The sequence below is a fragment of the Paracoccus sp. N5 genome (assembly GCF_000371965.1).
In the GTDB taxonomy this organism is placed as follows: Bacteria; Pseudomonadota; Alphaproteobacteria; order Rhodobacterales; family Rhodobacteraceae; genus Paracoccus.
The window spans coordinates 2,039,746-2,055,183 of record NZ_AQUO01000001.1 but is presented as its reverse complement, the minus strand read 5'-3'; the positions used below and the strand labels follow the sequence as shown (position 1 = coordinate 2,055,183).

Sequence of the window (15,438 nt, the reverse complement as noted above, 5' to 3'; positions counted from 1 at the left end):
GCCCTTCCTGTCAGTCTTGCTGGTCGCGGTCCGAGCGCCGCACGGCATGAAGCTGCCGCCGCCCCTCGACCGGCGCCCCGGGCGGCTCGGCCGCCACCATCCTGTGCGGCTCGGCCTCGGCCAAGGCCGGCGCGGGGGTGGGCGCCCCGGGATCGGGGACCGGCCCGGCCTGGCGCGCCTCGTCCCTGGGATTCAGCGGATCCCATTTCTCGAACCGCTCGGTGGCGCGCTCCAGCGCGTCCAGGCCCAGCGCCCGTTTCGAACCCAGCGCGTTCACGTCCTTCAGCGACTTGGCGGCGTCGTCCAGCCCCGAGGCCTTGGCGGCATCCTCCATGGCGGAACTGAATTCGCGCGCCATCGAGCGGGCGCGCGCGGTGATGCGGCCCAGCGTGTGGAACAGCTTGGGCAGGTCTTCGGGGCCGATGACGATCAGCGCGACCACGCCGATCAGCAGCAGCTCGCTCCAGCCGATGTCCAACATGCGCTTGCTGGCGTCAGAGCTTGGTCTGATCGGTCGGCGTCACGTCGCGCAGCGTGCTGTCGGCGGCAAGGCGGGCGCGCTCGGCATCCAGCCGCGCCCGTTCGGCGGCCAGCTCGGCCCGGGCGCGTTCGATGTCCTCGCCGGTCTTCAGCTCGACCTCCTTGACCTCGCCCTTCGCGGCGGCGTCGATCTCTTCGGCGCCGTCCTTGACGCCTTTCTTGAAGGCGGTGATGCCCTTGCCGACCTCGCCCATCAGGGACGAGACCTTGCCCCGGCCGAACAGGACCAGGACGACGATCGCGATCAGGAGCAGCGCCATGGGAGAAGGTGCGTGCATGTCTTTAACCTCCGTGGCAGGACCAGGAAGCCCCGCGTGTTCGTACCCACCCGATATAGGGGCGGATCGGCCGCCACGAAACCCCCAATTCCGTGATCCGGGCGCGCCAGGCGCGGCCCGGCTTCCCCCGGCGCGCAAAGCGGGCGATACTGGCCCCGCCATGGAAACGACCCAGATCATCAGCGCCTTCGTCACCCTGTTCGTGGTCATCGACCCGGTCGGGCTGGCGCCGCTCTTCATCGCGCTGACCCGCGGCATGTCGCCGCAACACCGCCGCCGCGTCGGCTGGCGGGCGCTGGCCATCGCGGCGGGGCTGCTGACGCTCTTCGGCCTGGCGGGCGAATCGATCCTGCGCGGCATCGGCATCTCGCTGCCCGCCTTCCGCATCTCGGGCGGGATCCTGCTGTTCCTGACCGCGCTCGACATGCTGTTCGAGCGCCGGACCGAGCGGCGCGAGGGCCAGGCCAGGGACGAGGACGACGACCCGTCGGTCTTTCCGCTGGCGACGCCGCTGGTCGCGGGGCCGGGGGCGCTCGCCACCATGATCCTGCTGGTCGGGCAGAACGAAAGCCCGGCCCATACGCTGGTCATCCACCTGGTCATGCTGGCGGTGCTGGGGATCGCGGCGGGTTTCTTCGCCATGGCCGGGCCGATCGCGCGCCTGCTGGGCCGGACCGGGACCATGGTGGTGACGCGGCTCTTCGGCATGTTGCTGGCGGCGCTGTCGATCCAGTTCGTGATCGACGGGCTCAAGGGGACGGGGCTGTTCTGATGGGCGAGGAATTCGGCCGCGCGGCCTATCTGGTGCTTCTGCTGATCGCGGTCGGCGGCTTCCTGCTGGTCGAGTTGCGCGCCCGCCCCGGCAAGATCCTGCGCCAGGCGGCGGCCTGGGGGCTGATCTTTCTCGGCGCCATCGCGCTTGCCGGTCTCTGGGGCGACATCCGCCAGGCGGTCGCGCCGCAGGCCCGCATGCTGGAGGGCGGCCGGATCGAGGTGCCGCTTGGCAATGACGGCCATTTCCACCTGACGGCGCAGGTGAACGGCACCCCGGTCCGCTTCGTCATCGACACCGGCGCCAGCAGCATCGCGCTCGGCCCGCGCGACGCGGCCCGCGTCGGCATCGACCCCGAGGCGCTGGCCTATGTCGGCCAGGCCCGCACCGCCAACGGCATCATCGAAACCGCCCCCGTGACCCTCGACAGCCTCGCCCTGGGCGAGATCCGCGACAGCCGCGTCCCGGCCATGGTGCTGCGCAGCGACCTCGACCAGTCGCTGATGGGCATGTCCTATCTTGCGCGCTTCGCCCGCGTCAGCATCGAGGGCAACCGCCTGATCCTGGAGCGCTGACCGGTTTCTTTCTTGTCCAAATATCCTGCGGGGGTCCGGGGGCGCAAAGCCCCCGGCGCGGCGATGAACAAAAGGGGGGCGCTGCCCCCAGCGCGTTCCGCGCTTCCCCCGGGATATTTGGACAAGAAAGAACGATCCCGGCCCGGATCTATTGCTTGCGTTCCCAGCGGCCGCCGGCCTCGGACCAGTATTCCGCCTCGACGCCCGCGGCCTTGAGTTCGCGCCATTGCGCCCGGGCCCGCTCCAGCGCCTCGGGGTCGGTGCCGTCGAAGACGATGCAGACCCGCTCGAGCCCGGCGCATTCGCCGCCCGCGACCCCGGCGCCGTCCAGCGCGATCAGGCAGCGCGGCGCATTGCCGGCCGCCTGGCCCTCGACGGTCAAGAGCACCGGCTGGCGCGCGTCATGCGGCCCGCCGGCCAGCCCATGCGGCAGGAAACCCTCGCCCAGCCACAGGCTCTCGTCCAGGCCCGCCTGACGGGCACGGTCCCTGCCCCGGACCTCGACCCGCCAGCCGGCCTGCAGGCTCTTGCCGATCAGCATCGGCAAGAGCTGCCCGGGCCCCGAGCGGGTGAGGTGATAGAACAGGGCCGCGCCCATCACTTCGTCTCGAAACGGTCGCGCACCAGCCGGTCCAGCGTCATCACGCCCCAGCCGCTGGCCCCCTTCGGCGCCAGGTCGGTGGCCGAGGGCGGCAGCGCCACGCCGGCGATGTCGAGATGCACCCAGGGCGTGCCCTTGGCGACGAAGCGATGCAGGAACTGCGCCGCGGTGATCGAGCCGGCCGCCCGGCCGCCGGTGTTCTTGATATCCGCCAGCCGCGAATCGATCAGCTTGTCATAGGCCGCGCCCAGGGGCAGGCGCCAGGCGCCCTCGCCCTCGGACCGGGCGGCGGCCAGCACCGCCTCGGCGAAGCTGTCGTCGTTCGAGAAGACCCCGGCGTTCTCATGGCCCAGCGCGATGATGACGGCGCCGGTCAGGGTCGCCAGATCGACGATGGCGGCCGGCTTGAAGCGGTCCTGCGCATACCAGAGCACGTCGGCCAGCACCAAGCGCCCCTCGGCATCGGTGTTGATGACCTCGATCGTGTCGCCCTTCATCGAGGCGACGATGTCGCCGGGGCGCTGGGCCTTGCCGTCGGGCATGTTCTCGACCAGGCCGACCAGGCCCACGACATTGGCGCGGGCGCGGCGCAGCGCCAGGGCGCGCATGACGCCCGCGACGACGCCGGCGCCGCCCATGTCCATGGTCATCTCTTCCATGCCGGCGGCCGGCTTGATGGAAATGCCGCCGGTATCGAAGACCACGCCCTTGCCGACCAGCGCCAGCGGCGCGGCATCCTCGGCGCCGCCGTTCCAGCGCATCACCACCACCTTGGACGGGCTTTCCGAGCCCTGCCCCACCGCGAGCAGCGCCCGCATGCCGAGCCTGGCGAGCTCGTCCTCGTCCAGCACCTCGACCTCGAGGCCCAGTTCGCGCATGGCGAGCAGGCGGTCGGCGAAATCGCTGGTGGTCAGGACGTTCGCCGGCTCGTTCACCAGATCGCGGGTGAAGAACACGCCCTCGGCCAGCGCCGCGCCCTCGGCGGCCGAGCGGGCCAGCGCCTCGGGATCCTTGTGCATGAAGGTGACCTTGCCGCGCGGCTTTTCGCCGGGCGCGGACTCGGTCACGGGCTCCGTCGCCCCGGCCGCATCCGAAAGCCGCGCGTCGCTTGCCGCGCCGGTATGGCTGGTCGAGGCGGCGGGCTCGGCCGGCGTCTCGGCTTCGGGCGGCTCGGCGTCGGTATCGCCGTTCCCGGTCTTTCTGGTCTTGTAGGCCGAGAAGTCATAGGCCCGCAGCGCCAGGCCCAGCGCCACCTCGGCGGCGCGGGCATGGCTGCCGGCCAGCACCAGCGCGTCGGACTTGCCCAGCTTGGCGCCGATGGCGGCCCCGGCCTTGCGCGCAGTCAGGGCATCCGCGCCCGAGGGCAGCGACACGAGCTGCAACGCCTCGGCCTGCATGCCGGCGGGAAAGGCCAGTTCCAGCGCCTTGCCGGGCTTCACCGCCTTCCAGGCGTCGGACTGGAGCGCGCGGGCCGCCGCCTCGCGCGCCGCGCGCGGCAGGCCGCCCGGCAGCCGCCCGGTCTGCGGCACCAGGATGGCGATGCGTCCCGGATGCGCGGCCAGCCCGGCCACCTCCGTCGCCGTGAAGGAAATTTCGACCGGGTGCGTCATGATCCTGCCTTTCGCGTTGATCCGATGGGCGGAAACTAGTCACCCGGCGCGCGCTTGACCAGAGCCGGGGCTTTCCCAATGTTCGCGCAGCGGCTAATCAAACGGGGTCCGAGCCCCGAGACCGCAGCCCGTGAAAGCCGCCATGCCCCGCATCGACCGCTATATCCTGACACAGTTCCTGACCCTGTTCGGGTTCTTTGCGCTGGTGCTGGTCTCGGTCTATTGGATCAACCGGGCGGTGTCGCTGTTCGAGCAGCTGATCTCGGACGGGCAGACCGCGCTGGTGGTGCTGGAGTTCACCGCGCTGACGCTGCCGCTGGTGATTTCGGTCGTGCTGCCGATCGCGGCCTTCGCGGCCAGCGCCTATGGCACCAACCGGCTGTCCTCGGAATCCGAGCTGGTGGCGATGCAAAGCGCGGGCATGTCGCCCTGGCGGCTGGCGCGGCCGGTGCTGGTCTTTGGTGTCACCGTCGGACTGATGGTGGCGCTGCTGGTCCATGCCATCGTGCCCTTGGCCCGCGCCCGGCTGACCGACCGCCAGGCCGAGATCGCGCAGAACGTCACCGCGCAATTCCTGCGCGCCGGCAGCTTCCAGTATCCGGTGCGCGGCGTGACGCTGTATATCAGCGAGATCGCGGCGGATGGCCGGCTGGTCTATTTCTTCCTGGAGGACGCCCGCAACCCGCGCGAGCAGGTGACCTATACCGCCGCCGAGGCGCTGGTGGTGCGAACCGAGGCCGGACCGCGGCTGGTGATGATGCAGGGCATGGTGCAGAACCTGCGCCGCACCGGCGAGACGCAGAACCTGTCGGTCACGCGCTTTTCCGAGCTGACCTATGACCTCGGCACGCTGATCGACCCGAACACCGCCCGCAAGCGCGACCTGCGCGCCTATTCGACGCTGCGGCTGCTCGACCCCGACGATGCCCTGCTGGCCGAGACCGGCGCCACCGTCGACAAGGCCCGGGCCGAGGCGCATGAGCGGCTGGCCAAGCCCTTTCAGGCGCCGGTCGCGGCCATGCTGGGCTTTGCCATGCTGCTGCTGGGCGGCTTCAGCCGCTTCGGGGTCTGGAAGCAGGTGCTGTGGGCGGTCGTGGCGCTGATCGTGGTGCAATTCCTGAGCACGGCGGCCGAGAACCAGGTGGCGGGCGACGCCTCGCGCTGGCCGCTGATCTATGTCTCGCCGCTGGTCGGGGCGGCGATCTGCGTCGCGGCGCTGTGGCTGGCCGCGCGGCCGCGGGGTGCGCGCGGCGCCGGCAGGGGGGCGCCCGCATGATCCTGTCGGCCTATGTCGCGCGGCGCTTCCTGCGCATGTTCCTGATGATCGCGCTGATCTTCGGCGCCATCCTGTTCCTGATCGACATCGTCGAGCAGATCCGCCGCTTTTCCGACGAGGCCATCGGCCTGTCGGGCGCCGCCGTGCTGTCGCTGCTGAACATCACCGCGAGCTTCTATTCGATCATGCCGCTGATGACGGTGCTGGCCGGGATCGCGCTGTTCCTGGGCCTGTCGCGCACCTCCGAACTGGTGGCGATCCGCGCCTCGGGGCGGTCGGGGCTGCGGGTGCTGGCGGCGCCCGCCATCGCCGCCGCGCTGGTGGGCATGCTGGCGGTGGCGGTGCTGAACCCGATGGTGGCCGCGACCTCGAAACGCTATGACGACGCGGTGGCGCGGATGAAGAGCGGCGGCGGCCAGACCATCAGCGTCGGCGCCAATGCGGTCTGGCTGCGCCAGGCGCTGCCGATGCGCGCGCCGGACGGGACCGAGACCATGGGCCAGGTGGTGATCCAGGCCAGCCGTGCCAGCCCGGACGCGACCACGCTTTACGACGCCACCTTCACCGTCTTTGCCGAGGGCACCGGCCCCAGCCGCCGCATCGACGCGGCCGAGGCGCGGCTGGGCGACGGCGCCTGGCAGCTGAGCCAGGTCAAGGAATGGCCGCTGAGCCAGCCCAACCCCGAGGCCATGGCCCGCACCGCCGCAGCCATGGAGCTGCCGACCGACCTGACCGCCGCCCGCATCCGCGACAGTTTCGGCAATCCCGAGGCGATCCCGATCTGGCAGCTGCCGACCTTCATCAAGGGGCTGGAGCGCGCGGGCTTTTCCGCCCAGCGCCACAAGGTCTGGTTCCAGATGGAACTGGCGCGGCCCCTGCTGATGGCGGCGATGGTGGCCATTGCGGCCGTCTTCGCCATGCGCCATATGCGCGGGCGCAAGATGGGGCTTCTGGTGCTGGCGGGTTTTGGCTGCGGCATCGGGCTGTTCTTCCTGCGCAACCTGGCGCAGGTGCTGGGCGACAATGGCGGGCTGCCGCCGGTTCTGGCCGGCTGGGCACCGCCGGTGGTGGCGCTGCTCTTCGCGCTCGGGGCACTTCTGCGGCTGGAGGACGGATGATGGCGCGCAAGCGGCGGGCTTATCGGCAAGGCGGAACGGGCATGGCGCGCGCGGCGCTGCTGGCGGCGTTGCTGCCCGGGCTGTTTCCGGGCGGGGCACTGGGACAAAGCCTGACGCCCGACGGCCAGACCTTGCCGCTTTACGGCCAGGACGGCGATTTCGTCCAGGGCGCGGCCGGCCCGGCGCTGGCGCCGACCGCCGGGGCGGATGACAACGCCCGCTTCGCCGACGGGACCGAGGCCTCGCGCGCGCCCGCGGTCGCGCAAGCGCCGGGTTCGGTGCGGATCGCGGGCAGCGGCGCGGCGCCCGAGGGCAGCCCGGCCACGCTGCTGGCCGATCAGGTCAGCCTGGGCGCCGACAAGAAGCTGGTCGCCTCGGGCGGGGTGGTGATCTGGTATCGCGGCAGCCGGCTGGTCGCCTCGCGCGTGATCTATGACAGCGACACCGGCGCCGCCACGATCGAGGGCCCGATCCACCTGACCCAGCCCGCCCGCACCGGCACGCCCGAGGAGACCATCCTGATCGCCGACAGCGCCCAGCTGGAGCCGAACCTGCAGGACGGCATCCTGCGGGGCGCCCGGCTGGTGCTGGCGCGCGAGATGCAGCTGGCCGCCCGCGAGTTGCGCCGCAGCGAGAATGGCGCCGTCACCCGGCTGGACAATGTGGTGGCCTCGAGCTGCCAGATCTGCGCCGAGGATCCGGTGCCGCTGTGGGAGATCCGCGCCCGCAGGGTTACCCATGACGCGCGCACGCGCCAGCTGCGCTTTGACCAGCCGCAGCTGCGCGCCTTTGGCGTGCCGGTGGCGGTGCTGCCCTGGCTGACCGCGCCCGACCCCACGGTCGAGCGCATGACCGGCTTTTTGCGGCCGCAGTTCCGCACCACCTCGGGCCTGGGTTTCGGCATCAAGCTGCCCTATTTCGTCACGCTGGGCGATCATGCCGACGTGACGCTGACGCCCTATGTCGCCGCCTCGCGCACCCGCACGCTGGAGCTGCGCTATCGCCAGGCTTTCACCAATGGCGCGATGGAATGGAACGGCGCCGTCAGCCGCGACGACCTCGAAAAGGGCGAGACCCGCGGCTATCTGTTCGGCGCCGCCCGCTTCGAGCTGCCGCGCGGCTATATGCTGGGCATGCAGATCCAGATGGCCAGCAACCGCGCCTATCTGCTGGATTACGACATTTCCGACGCCGACCGGCTGTGGAGCGGGCTGACGCTGGACCGCGTGCGCCGCGACCGCATGGTCATGGCGCGGATCGGCAATTACGAATCGCTGCGCGACGACGAGCCGGACGAGTTCACCCCCTCGGTCGTCGCCGATGCGCTGTGGAAGCGGCGCTGGAGCCCGGCCCGGATCGGCGGCATCGCCAGCCTGGAATGGTCGCTGCATGCGCATCGCCGCTCGTCGGGGCTCGACGTGGTCGGACGCGACATGGCGCGCGGCTCGGTCAGCCTCGACTGGCAGCGGACCGAGATCCTGCCCGGCGGCTTCCTGGGCAAGGTCGAGGGCGAGGTCGCCGCCGACGTCTATCGCATCAACCAGGACAGCGATTACGAGGATTGGGTCGCCCGCGCCGACCCGATGCTGGCGGCCGAGCTGCGCTGGCCGCTTGCGCGCCATGCCGGCGGCGTCACCCATGTCATCGAGCCGGTGGCGCAGCTGGTCTGGTCGCCCGAACGCACGCGCGAGGACGACGTGCCGAACGAGGACAGCCGGCTGATCGAATTCGACGAGGGCAACCTGTTTTCGCTGAACCGCTTTCCGGGCTGGGATGCGCGCGAGTCGGGCTTCCGCGCCAACCTGGGCGTCAGCTGGACCCGGATCGACCCGGCCGGCTGGTCGATCGGCCTGACCGCCGGCCGCGTCTTCCGCACGGGGCCGGACCCGGCCTTTGCCTATCGGGACGAGGGCGGCAACCCGGTCTTTACCGGGCCGCAGGGCAAGAAGCGCTCGGACTGGCTGCTGTCGGCGACCTACCAGGGCGCGAACGGGCTGGCGCTGGTGAACCGGGCGCTGTTCGACGACAGCCTCTCGATCAGCCGCAACGAGCTGCGGCTGGGCTGGCTGAAGCCGGGGCTTCAGGTCTCGGCCGGCTACCTGTGGCTCGATTCGGACGAAAGCGAGAACCGGGTGGACGACGTGTCGGAGCTGACCATGGCCGGCGGCTGGCAGATCCGCGACGGCTGGTGGGCCACGACCGAGACGCGCTATGATTTCACCGCCGACCGGGCGCAGAAGGCGCAGCTGGGACTGGAATATCGCAACGAATGCGTGACGGTGGAAATGTCGGTGCAGCGCCGCTTCACCTCGTCTGACGAGCTGCGGCCCGACACCAGCTTCGACCTGGGCATCCGGCTGGGCGGTTTCGGACAGCAGAAGGCCGGTCCGGGAACGGTGGCGCGTCGCGCCTGCCTGCGCTAATGTCCCGGCAAAACCATGCGGCGAGGGAGCTGATGCGGCGAATTCTTCTGGGGGCGGCGATGGCCGCGATGCTGGCGGCGGGGGGGATGGCCCCGGTCTTCGCGCAGTCCAACCCGTTCCAGCCTCTGGTCTATGTCAACGATTCGGCCGTGACGCGCTATGAGCTGGCGCAGCGCATGCGCTTCATGGAGCTGCTGCGGGCGCCGGACGCCGATGCGGTCGCGTCGCAAAAGGCGCTGGTCGACGACCGGCTGCGGATGTTCGCGGCCAAGCAGCTGGGCATCACCGCCAGCGATGAGCAGATCGACGCGGGCCTGGCGGAATTCGCCGGCCGTGCCAATCTGGGGGTCGAGGAATTCACCGCCGAGCTGGCCCGGGCCGGGGTCGAGCGGCAGACCTTCCGCGACTTCGTCACCGCCGGCGTGGTCTGGCGCGAGGTGGTGCGCCAGCGCGTCGTGCCGCAGGTCCGCGTCACCGATGCCGAGGTGGACCAGGAATTGCAGAAGGTGATCGAGACGCCGCGCGTGACCCATGTCGCGCTGTCCGAGCTGATCATCCCCGCCCCGCCCGGGCAGGAGGAGGCCGCCATGGCCCAGGCCGGGCGCATCGTCGCCGGCACCCGCTCCGAGGGCGATTTCGCCGCCTTTGCCCGGCAATATTCCGCGACGCCCTCGGCCGAGAACGGCGGCCGGCTGCCCTGGACGCCGCTGGCGAACCTGCCGCCGTCCCTGCAGCCGATCATCCTGGGGATGAAGCCGGGCCAGGTCGGCCAACCGCTGCGGGTCGAGGGCGCGGTGGTGCTGTTCTATCTGCGCGACACCCGCGGCACGCTGCGGCCCGGCGCGACGGCGCAGGTGCTGGATTTCGTGCGCTTCCGGCTGTCGAGCGCCGAGGAGGCGCGGCGCATCGCCGCCGTCTCGGACACATGCGCCGATCTGTTCGTGCATGCCCGCGGCCTGCCGGCCGAGCAGATCAGCCGCCAGACCCTGCCGCAGGGCCAGATCCCGACCGGCGAGGCGATCCGGCTGGCGGTGCTCGACGACAATGAAAGCACCGTGGTCTCCTATGGCGGCGCGGTGGAGCTGCTGATGCTGTGCAAGCGGCAGTCGGCCGCCCTGGCCGAGGCGCCCGAGACAGCGCCCGTGCCGGTCACCGCCGAGGGCGAGGCCCAGCCCGCCCCCGATCCGGACGCGCTGCCGGGACGCGAGGAGGTGCGCAACATGATCTTCAACCGCAAGGTGGGCCAGGCGGCCGAGAGCTATCTCGCCGAGCTGCGCTCGAATGCGATCATTCGCCGACCGTGACGCGGGTGGCCGGGGGCTCTGCCCCCCGCGCCTGACGCACCCCTCGACGGGGTGCGTCAGGCGCTCCCCCCGGGATATTTGGACAAGACAGAATGACCCAGCCGCGACCCATCATCCTGACCTGCGGCGAGCCGGCCGGCATCGGACCGGAACTGGCGCCCAAGGCGCTGGCGGCCGGGGTGCCCTTTGTCTTCCTGGGCGATCCGCGGCACCTGCCCGAAGGCACCGCCTGGGCCGAGGTTTCGGTGCCGGGCGAGGCGGTCGCGCCGGGCGTTCTGCCGGTGCTGCGGCATGATTTCGCGGCGCCGGCCGTGCCCGGGCGTCCCGATCCGGCCAATGCCGCGGGCGTGATCGCAGTCATCGACCGCGCCGTCGCTTTGGCGCAGAGCGGCGCCGCCGGCGGCATCTGCACCCTGCCGATCAACAAGGAGGCGCTGAAGCGAGGGGCCGATTTCCCCTTTCCCGGCCATACCGAATACCTGGCGCATCTGGCCGGTGGCGTGCCGGTGGTGATGATGCTGGCCTCGACCGGCGTCGAGCCGCCTTGCCGGGTGGTGCCGGCGACCATCCACATCGCGCTGTCCGAGGTGCCGCATGCGCTGACGCCGGCATTGCTGGAGCAGGCGGTGCGGATCACCGATGCCGGCTTGCGCCGCGATTTCGGCATGGCCGCGCCGCGGCTGGCGCTGGCCGGGCTGAACCCGCATGCCGGCGAGAACGGCGTCATGGGCAGCGAGGAGATGCGCTGGATCGCGCCGCTGGCCGCGCGGCTGCGGGCCGAGGGGTTCGACATTGCCGGCCCCCTGCCCGCCGATACCATGTTCCATCCGGCGGCGCGCGCGCGTTATGACGCGGCGATCTGCGCCTATCACGACCAGGCGCTGATCCCGATCAAGACGCTGGATTTCGCCGGCGGGGTGAATGTCACGCTGGGCCTGCCCTTCGTGCGCACCTCGCCCGACCATGGCACCGCCTTCGACATTGCCGGCCGGGGCATCGCCGATGCCGAAAGCGTCATCGCCGCGCTGCGCATGGCTTGGGACATGGCGGAACGCCGGGCCGGGGCGCAGGCATGAGCGCCATCGACGGGTTGCCGCCGCTGCGCGATGTCATCGCCCGCCACGAGTTGCGGGCGAAGAAGCAACTGGGCCAGAACTTCCTGCTGGACCTGAACCTGACCGCCAAGATCGCCCGCGCCGCCGGCGACCTTACCGGCTGCGACGTGATCGAGGTCGGCCCCGGTCCTGGCGGGCTGACCCGCGGGCTGCTGGCCGAGGGCGCCCGCCATGTGCTGGCCATCGAGAAGGACGCGCGCGCCCTGCCCGCCCTGGCCGAGATCGCCGCGGCCTATCCCGGCCGGTTGCAGGTCATCCATGGCGATGCGCTGGAAGTGGATCCGCTGGCGCATCTGACGCCGCCGATCCGGGTCGTGGCCAACCTGCCCTATAATGTCGGCACCGAGCTGCTGATCCGCTGGCTGACGCCGCCAGAATGGCCGCCGTTCTGGGAATCGCTGACGCTGATGTTCCAGAAGGAGGTGGCCGAGCGCATCGTGGCGAGGCCCGGCGGCAAGGCCTATGGCCGGCTGGCGGTGCTGGCGCAATGGCGCTCGGACGCGCGGATCGTCATGACCCTGCCGCCGGAGGCCTTCGTGCCCGCGCCCAAGGTGCATTCCTCGGTGGTGCATCTGACCGCCCTGCCCGAGCCGCGTTTTCCCGCCGATGCGGCGGTGCTGAACCGGGTGGTGGCGGCGGGCTTCAACCAGCGGCGCAAGATGCTGCGCGCCTCGCTGAAGGGCTTGCATCCGGCCATCGAGGAGCTGCTGGTCGCGGCGGGCATCGCGCCCACCGCGCGCGCCGAAGAGATCGGGCTGGAGCAGTTCTGCGCGCTGGCGCGGGGCCTGGCCGCCGCGCCGCGCTAGGGCCTATTCGCCGGAAGCCTTGTCGGTCTTTGCCGCGGGTTTCTTCTCGGCGCCCTCGGCCGGCTTGCGGCGGGTGCGCGGGGTGCGCGGCGCCGGGGTCGCGGCAGAGGCAGCCGCGGCGGCGGCCGGCTGGCGCGTGCGGCGACGCGGCGCCGGGGCGGCGGGCTCCTCGAGCGCCAGTTCCGGCGCGGGCTCGGCCGCAGCGGGGGCCGGCGCCGGGGGCTCGGCCGGGGCTGCGACGGGGGCTTCGGGCGCGATGGCGGCTTCCGGGGTCTCGACCGGGCCGGCGGCGTCCTCGTCCGAGGCGATCACCGGCGGCAGGCCGGCGGGCGCCTGGGCTTCGGCACGCGCGGCTTGCCGGTCGTCGCGGCTGCGCTCTTCGCGCCGCTCGTCGCGGTTGCGATCCTCGCGCCGGTCGTCGCGATGGCGTTCCTCGCGCGGCTGGTCGCGGCGGTCGTCGCGCCGCTCGTTCCGGTCCTGGCGATCCTGGCGCTCGTGGCGGTTGCCGTTCTGGCCGTTCTCGGACTGGGCCGAATGGCCGTTGCCGTCCTGGAAATCGTCGTCGCGGGCTTGATGCTGCTGGCGCTCGGCCTGCTCGCGCTGCGCCTCGCCCAGCATGCGGGTGTAATGCTCGGCATGCTGCAGGAAGCTCTGCTCGGCCACGCGGTCATTGGAGAGCTGGGCGTCGCGGGCCAGCGCCAGGTATTTCTCGATGATCTGCTGGGGCGTGCCGCGCACCTTGCCCTCGGGGCCCGAGGAATCGAAGACGCGGTTGACGATATTGCCCAGCGAGCGCTGGCGGTTCGACTTGTTACGCGAACGGGATTTGGATGATCTCATCAGCTTGTTGTCGTTTCGTCCGGATTTGTCCGGCTGAGGTTGGGGTCATCTCGGAAGCGAGTGTCCAGAACGGGAGCGGTGGAATTCCGTTTCCCGCTTTGCCAGGATTGTGCTGGGTTATCTGAGTATGGCTGACCCATGCGTGGGCAGCGCCCCCGTCACATCTGCGAATAAACACGCCGCATCGCCGCTTACAAGCGGAATCTGCATCGAATGGCGCAAAACGCGCGGATCCTTGCCGGGTCAGCCGGGCTTGCGGGCCATGACAACCCGGTCGCGGCCGTCAAGATCGGGCAGGATGCGCGGCTGTTCCAGCCCGGCCGCCGCCATCAGCGCCGCGACCGCCGCGCCTTGCGTCGGGCCGATCTCGACCATGAGCCGGCCGCCCGGATTCAGATGCGCGGGCGCCCCCGCGGCAATGGCGCGATAGGCCGAAAGCCCGTCGCCCTCGTCGGTCAGGGCGCCGCGCGGCTCCCAGTCGCGGACCTCGGGGGCAAGGCCGGCCATCTCGGCCAGCGCGATATAGGGCGGGTTCGAGACGATCAGGTCGAACTGGCCCGAGACCGCCGAAAACCAGTCGGACCCTATGAAATCGGCGCGCACGCCAAGCCGCGCGGCATTGCCCTGCGCCACCGCCAGCGCCGGGGCCGAGATATCGGTGCCGATGCCGCGCGCAGCCGGCCGCTCGGCCAGAAGCGAGATCAGGATGGCGCCCGTCCCGGTCCCCAGGTCGAGCACCGAGGCGAAGGGCTGGGCCAGCGCCGCCTCGACCAGGGTTTCGGTTTCCGGGCGCGGGTCCAGCGTGTCGGCGGTGACGTGGAAGTCATGCTTCCAGAAGGCACGGCGGCCGAGGATCTGGCTGACCGGCTGGCGCGCGGCGCGGGCGGCGACGGCTGCGTCGAAACGTCGCAGCGCCTGAGGCGGCAGCGGCGCGGCCAGGGCGGCGGCCAGATGGTGGCGCGGCAGGTCGAGCGCATGGGCCAGAAGCAGGCGCGAGTCGCCCGCCGCATCCGCGACACCCGCCTGCGAAAGCCGCTCGGCCGCCTGCCGCAGCGCCTCGGCGCCGATCACGTGTCGCCCTGCGCCGCCAGCCGGGCGGCCTGGTCATGCGCGGCCAGCGCATCCACCGTCTCGGACAGGTCGCCCTGCATGATGCGGTCCAGCGCGTAAAGCGTCAGGCCGATGCGGTGATCGGTCATCCGGCCCTGCGGGAAGTTGTAGGTGCGGATGCGTTCCGAGCGGTCGCCCGAGCCGACCTGCGACTTGCGGTCCGCCGCGCGCTCGGCATCGGCGCGCGAGCGTTCCATGTCATAGAGCCGGGCGCGCAGCACGGCCATGGCGTTGGCGCGGTTCTGGTGCTGGGATTTTTCGGAACTGGTCACCACGATGCCGGTCGGCAGGTGGGTGATGCGCACCGCCGAATCGGTGGTGTTGACGTGCTGGCCGCCGGCGCCGCTGGCGCGCATGGTGTCGATGCGGATGTCGCCGGCGGGGATGTCGATGTCGACCTCCTCGGCCTCGGGCAGCACGGCGACGGTCGCGGCCGAGGTATGGATGCGGCCGCCCGATTCGGTTTCCGGCACCCGCTGGACGCGGTGCACGCCGGATTCGTATTTCAGCCGGGCAAAGACGCCCTCGCCCTCGATCCGGGCCACGGCCTCGCGCACGCCGCCCAGGTCGGATTCGGCCAGTTCCAGCAGCTGGAACTGCCAGCCCTGCGATTCGGCAAAGCGGCGATACATGGCCAAGAGGTCGCCCGCGAAAAGCGCCGCCTCTTCGCCGCCGGTGCCGGGGCGGATCTCCAGGATCGCCGGCCGGGCGTCGGCGGCGTCGCGGGGCAGAAGCGCGATGCGCAGCGCATGTTCCAGCCCGGGCAGCAGGTCGCGCAACCGGCCCAGCTCATCGGTGGCCAGCTCGCGCATCTCGGGATCGGCCAGCATGGCCTGGGCCTCGGTGATGCCGTCCTGCGCGGCGCGCCATTCGGCGATCTGCGCCACCACCGGCTTCAGCTCGGCATATTCGCGGCTGATGCCGGCGATTTCCTCCGGCGCCGGGCCGGCATTCAACCGCGCCTCGAGATATTCGAAACGCGCGACGATCTGGGAAAGGCGGTCCTGCGGCAGCATGCCACGGGATTATCCCGTGATCCGGTGGGCGGCAAGGCGGAAGCGGGCGCGGGC

At 71.2% G+C, this 15,438-nt stretch carries 15 protein-coding genes; 8 read left to right on the top strand and 7 right to left on the bottom strand.

The features are described 5' to 3' along the window. Window positions 1-10 precede the first annotated feature (10 nt). Window positions 11-481: a Sec-independent protein translocase protein TatB gene (gene tatB / locus PARN5_RS0110310; protein ID WP_017999694.1), complete on the bottom strand. Its 471-nt coding sequence runs from the start codon at window positions 479-481 to the stop codon at window positions 11-13. 13 nt (window positions 482-494) lie between these two features. Next, on the bottom strand, window positions 495-818 hold the full coding sequence (locus tag PARN5_RS0110305) for a twin-arginine translocase TatA/TatE family subunit (RefSeq protein ID WP_026155325.1): 324 nt from the start codon (window positions 816-818) through the stop codon (window positions 495-497). Window positions 819-978: 160 nt separating this feature from the next. Between PARN5_RS0110305 and PARN5_RS0110300 the strand changes: the two genes are divergently transcribed. Continuing rightward, the gene (locus PARN5_RS0110300) at window positions 979-1,590 is read left to right on the top strand and encodes a MarC family protein (RefSeq protein ID WP_017999692.1); all 612 of its coding nucleotides are present in this window, start codon (window positions 979-981) and stop codon (window positions 1,588-1,590) included. Beyond that, window positions 1,590-2,165, top strand: a complete 576-nt coding sequence (locus tag PARN5_RS0110295; RefSeq protein ID WP_017999691.1) for a TIGR02281 family clan AA aspartic protease — start codon at window positions 1,590-1,592, stop codon at window positions 2,163-2,165. Before PARN5_RS0110300 ends, PARN5_RS0110295 begins: the two co-directional genes overlap by 1 nt. 148 nt (window positions 2,166-2,313) lie before the next feature. On the opposite strand, the gene PARN5_RS0110290 is transcribed toward PARN5_RS0110295, so the two are convergent. Then, complete coding sequence (locus tag PARN5_RS0110290; RefSeq protein ID WP_017999690.1) at window positions 2,314-2,763, bottom strand: DNA polymerase III subunit chi; 450 nt, start codon at window positions 2,761-2,763, stop codon at window positions 2,314-2,316. Beyond that, the gene (locus PARN5_RS0110285; RefSeq protein ID WP_017999689.1) at window positions 2,763-4,376 is read right to left on the bottom strand and encodes a leucyl aminopeptidase; all 1,614 of its coding nucleotides are present in this window, start codon (window positions 4,374-4,376) and stop codon (window positions 2,763-2,765) included. Before PARN5_RS0110285 ends, PARN5_RS0110290 begins: the two co-directional genes overlap by 1 nt. 142 nt (window positions 4,377-4,518) lie before the next feature. On the opposite strand from PARN5_RS0110285, the gene lptF reads away from it, so the two are divergent. From lptF to rsmA, 6 genes are all read left to right on the top strand, one after another. Next, window positions 4,519-5,652, top strand: coding sequence for an LPS export ABC transporter permease LptF (gene lptF / locus PARN5_RS0110280; RefSeq protein WP_017999688.1), 1,134 nt, complete (start codon window positions 4,519-4,521; stop codon window positions 5,650-5,652). After that, window positions 5,649-6,770 carry an LPS export ABC transporter permease LptG gene (gene lptG, locus PARN5_RS0110275; protein WP_017999687.1) on the top strand — a complete coding sequence of 374 codons (1,122 nt, stop codon included), beginning with the start codon at window positions 5,649-5,651 and terminating at the stop codon, window positions 6,768-6,770. The genes lptF and lptG overlap by 4 nt, the downstream gene beginning before the upstream one ends. Before the next feature lie 41 nt (window positions 6,771-6,811). Continuing rightward, window positions 6,812-9,193, top strand: coding sequence for an LPS assembly protein LptD (lptD, locus tag PARN5_RS0110270; protein WP_017999686.1), 2,382 nt, complete (start codon window positions 6,812-6,814; stop codon window positions 9,191-9,193). A gap of 32 nt (window positions 9,194-9,225) precedes the next feature. Further along, window positions 9,226-10,497, top strand: a complete 1,272-nt coding sequence (locus PARN5_RS0110265) for a peptidylprolyl isomerase (protein ID WP_017999685.1) — start codon at window positions 9,226-9,228, stop codon at window positions 10,495-10,497. 92 nt (window positions 10,498-10,589) lie between these two features. Further along, on the top strand, window positions 10,590-11,573 hold the full coding sequence (pdxA, locus tag PARN5_RS0110260) for a 4-hydroxythreonine-4-phosphate dehydrogenase PdxA (RefSeq protein ID WP_017999684.1): 984 nt from the start codon (window positions 10,590-10,592) through the stop codon (window positions 11,571-11,573). Continuing rightward, window positions 11,570-12,418 carry a 16S rRNA (adenine(1518)-N(6)/adenine(1519)-N(6))-dimethyltransferase RsmA gene (gene rsmA, locus PARN5_RS0110255; protein WP_017999683.1) on the top strand — a complete coding sequence of 283 codons (849 nt, stop codon included), beginning with the start codon at window positions 11,570-11,572 and terminating at the stop codon, window positions 12,416-12,418. The genes pdxA and rsmA overlap by 4 nt, the downstream gene beginning before the upstream one ends. A gap of 3 nt (window positions 12,419-12,421) precedes the next feature. Here rsmA and PARN5_RS0110250 read toward each other — a convergent pair whose 3' ends face one another. The 3 genes from PARN5_RS0110250 to prfA all read right to left on the bottom strand — a co-directional run bounded on the left by PARN5_RS0110250 (window position 12,422) and on the right by prfA (window position 15,384). Further along, entirely contained in the window at window positions 12,422-13,258 is an 837-nt protein-coding gene (locus PARN5_RS0110250) for a DUF4167 domain-containing protein (protein WP_017999682.1), read from the bottom strand. Window positions 13,259-13,501: 243 nt separating this feature from the next. Next, window positions 13,502-14,329, bottom strand: coding sequence for a peptide chain release factor N(5)-glutamine methyltransferase (gene prmC, locus PARN5_RS0110245; protein WP_017999681.1), 828 nt, complete (start codon window positions 14,327-14,329; stop codon window positions 13,502-13,504). Then, on the bottom strand, window positions 14,326-15,384 hold the full coding sequence (prfA, locus tag PARN5_RS0110240) for a peptide chain release factor 1 (RefSeq protein ID WP_017999680.1): 1,059 nt from the start codon (window positions 15,382-15,384) through the stop codon (window positions 14,326-14,328). The genes prmC and prfA overlap by 4 nt, the downstream gene beginning before the upstream one ends. Window positions 15,385-15,438 lie beyond the last annotated feature (54 nt).

Coding starts and splice junctions, on each gene's coding strand:
- tatB (WP_017999694.1), bottom strand. CDS start 481: ATGTTGGACATCGGCTGGAGCGAGCTGCTGCTGATCGGCGTGGTCGCG.
- PARN5_RS0110305 (WP_026155325.1), bottom strand. CDS start 818: ATGCACGCACCTTCTCCCATGGCGCTGCTCCTGATCGCGATCGTCGTC.
- PARN5_RS0110300 (WP_017999692.1), top strand. CDS start 979: ATGGAAACGACCCAGATCATCAGCGCCTTCGTCACCCTGTTCGTGGTC.
- PARN5_RS0110295 (WP_017999691.1), top strand. CDS start 1,590: ATGGGCGAGGAATTCGGCCGCGCGGCCTATCTGGTGCTTCTGCTGATC.
- PARN5_RS0110290 (WP_017999690.1), bottom strand. CDS start 2,763: ATGGGCGCGGCCCTGTTCTATCACCTCACCCGCTCGGGGCCCGGGCAG.
- PARN5_RS0110285 (WP_017999689.1), bottom strand. CDS start 4,376: ATGACGCACCCGGTCGAAATTTCCTTCACGGCGACGGAGGTGGCCGGG.
- lptF (WP_017999688.1), top strand. CDS start 4,519: ATGCCCCGCATCGACCGCTATATCCTGACACAGTTCCTGACCCTGTTC.
- lptG (WP_017999687.1), top strand. CDS start 5,649: ATGATCCTGTCGGCCTATGTCGCGCGGCGCTTCCTGCGCATGTTCCTG.
- lptD (WP_017999686.1), top strand. CDS start 6,812: ATGGCGCGCGCGGCGCTGCTGGCGGCGTTGCTGCCCGGGCTGTTTCCG.
- PARN5_RS0110265 (WP_017999685.1), top strand. CDS start 9,226: ATGCGGCGAATTCTTCTGGGGGCGGCGATGGCCGCGATGCTGGCGGCG.
- pdxA (WP_017999684.1), top strand. CDS start 10,590: ATGACCCAGCCGCGACCCATCATCCTGACCTGCGGCGAGCCGGCCGGC.
- rsmA (WP_017999683.1), top strand. CDS start 11,570: ATGAGCGCCATCGACGGGTTGCCGCCGCTGCGCGATGTCATCGCCCGC.
- PARN5_RS0110250 (WP_017999682.1), bottom strand. CDS start 13,258: ATGAGATCATCCAAATCCCGTTCGCGTAACAAGTCGAACCGCCAGCGC.
- prfA (WP_017999680.1), bottom strand. CDS start 15,384: ATGCTGCCGCAGGACCGCCTTTCCCAGATCGTCGCGCGTTTCGAATAT.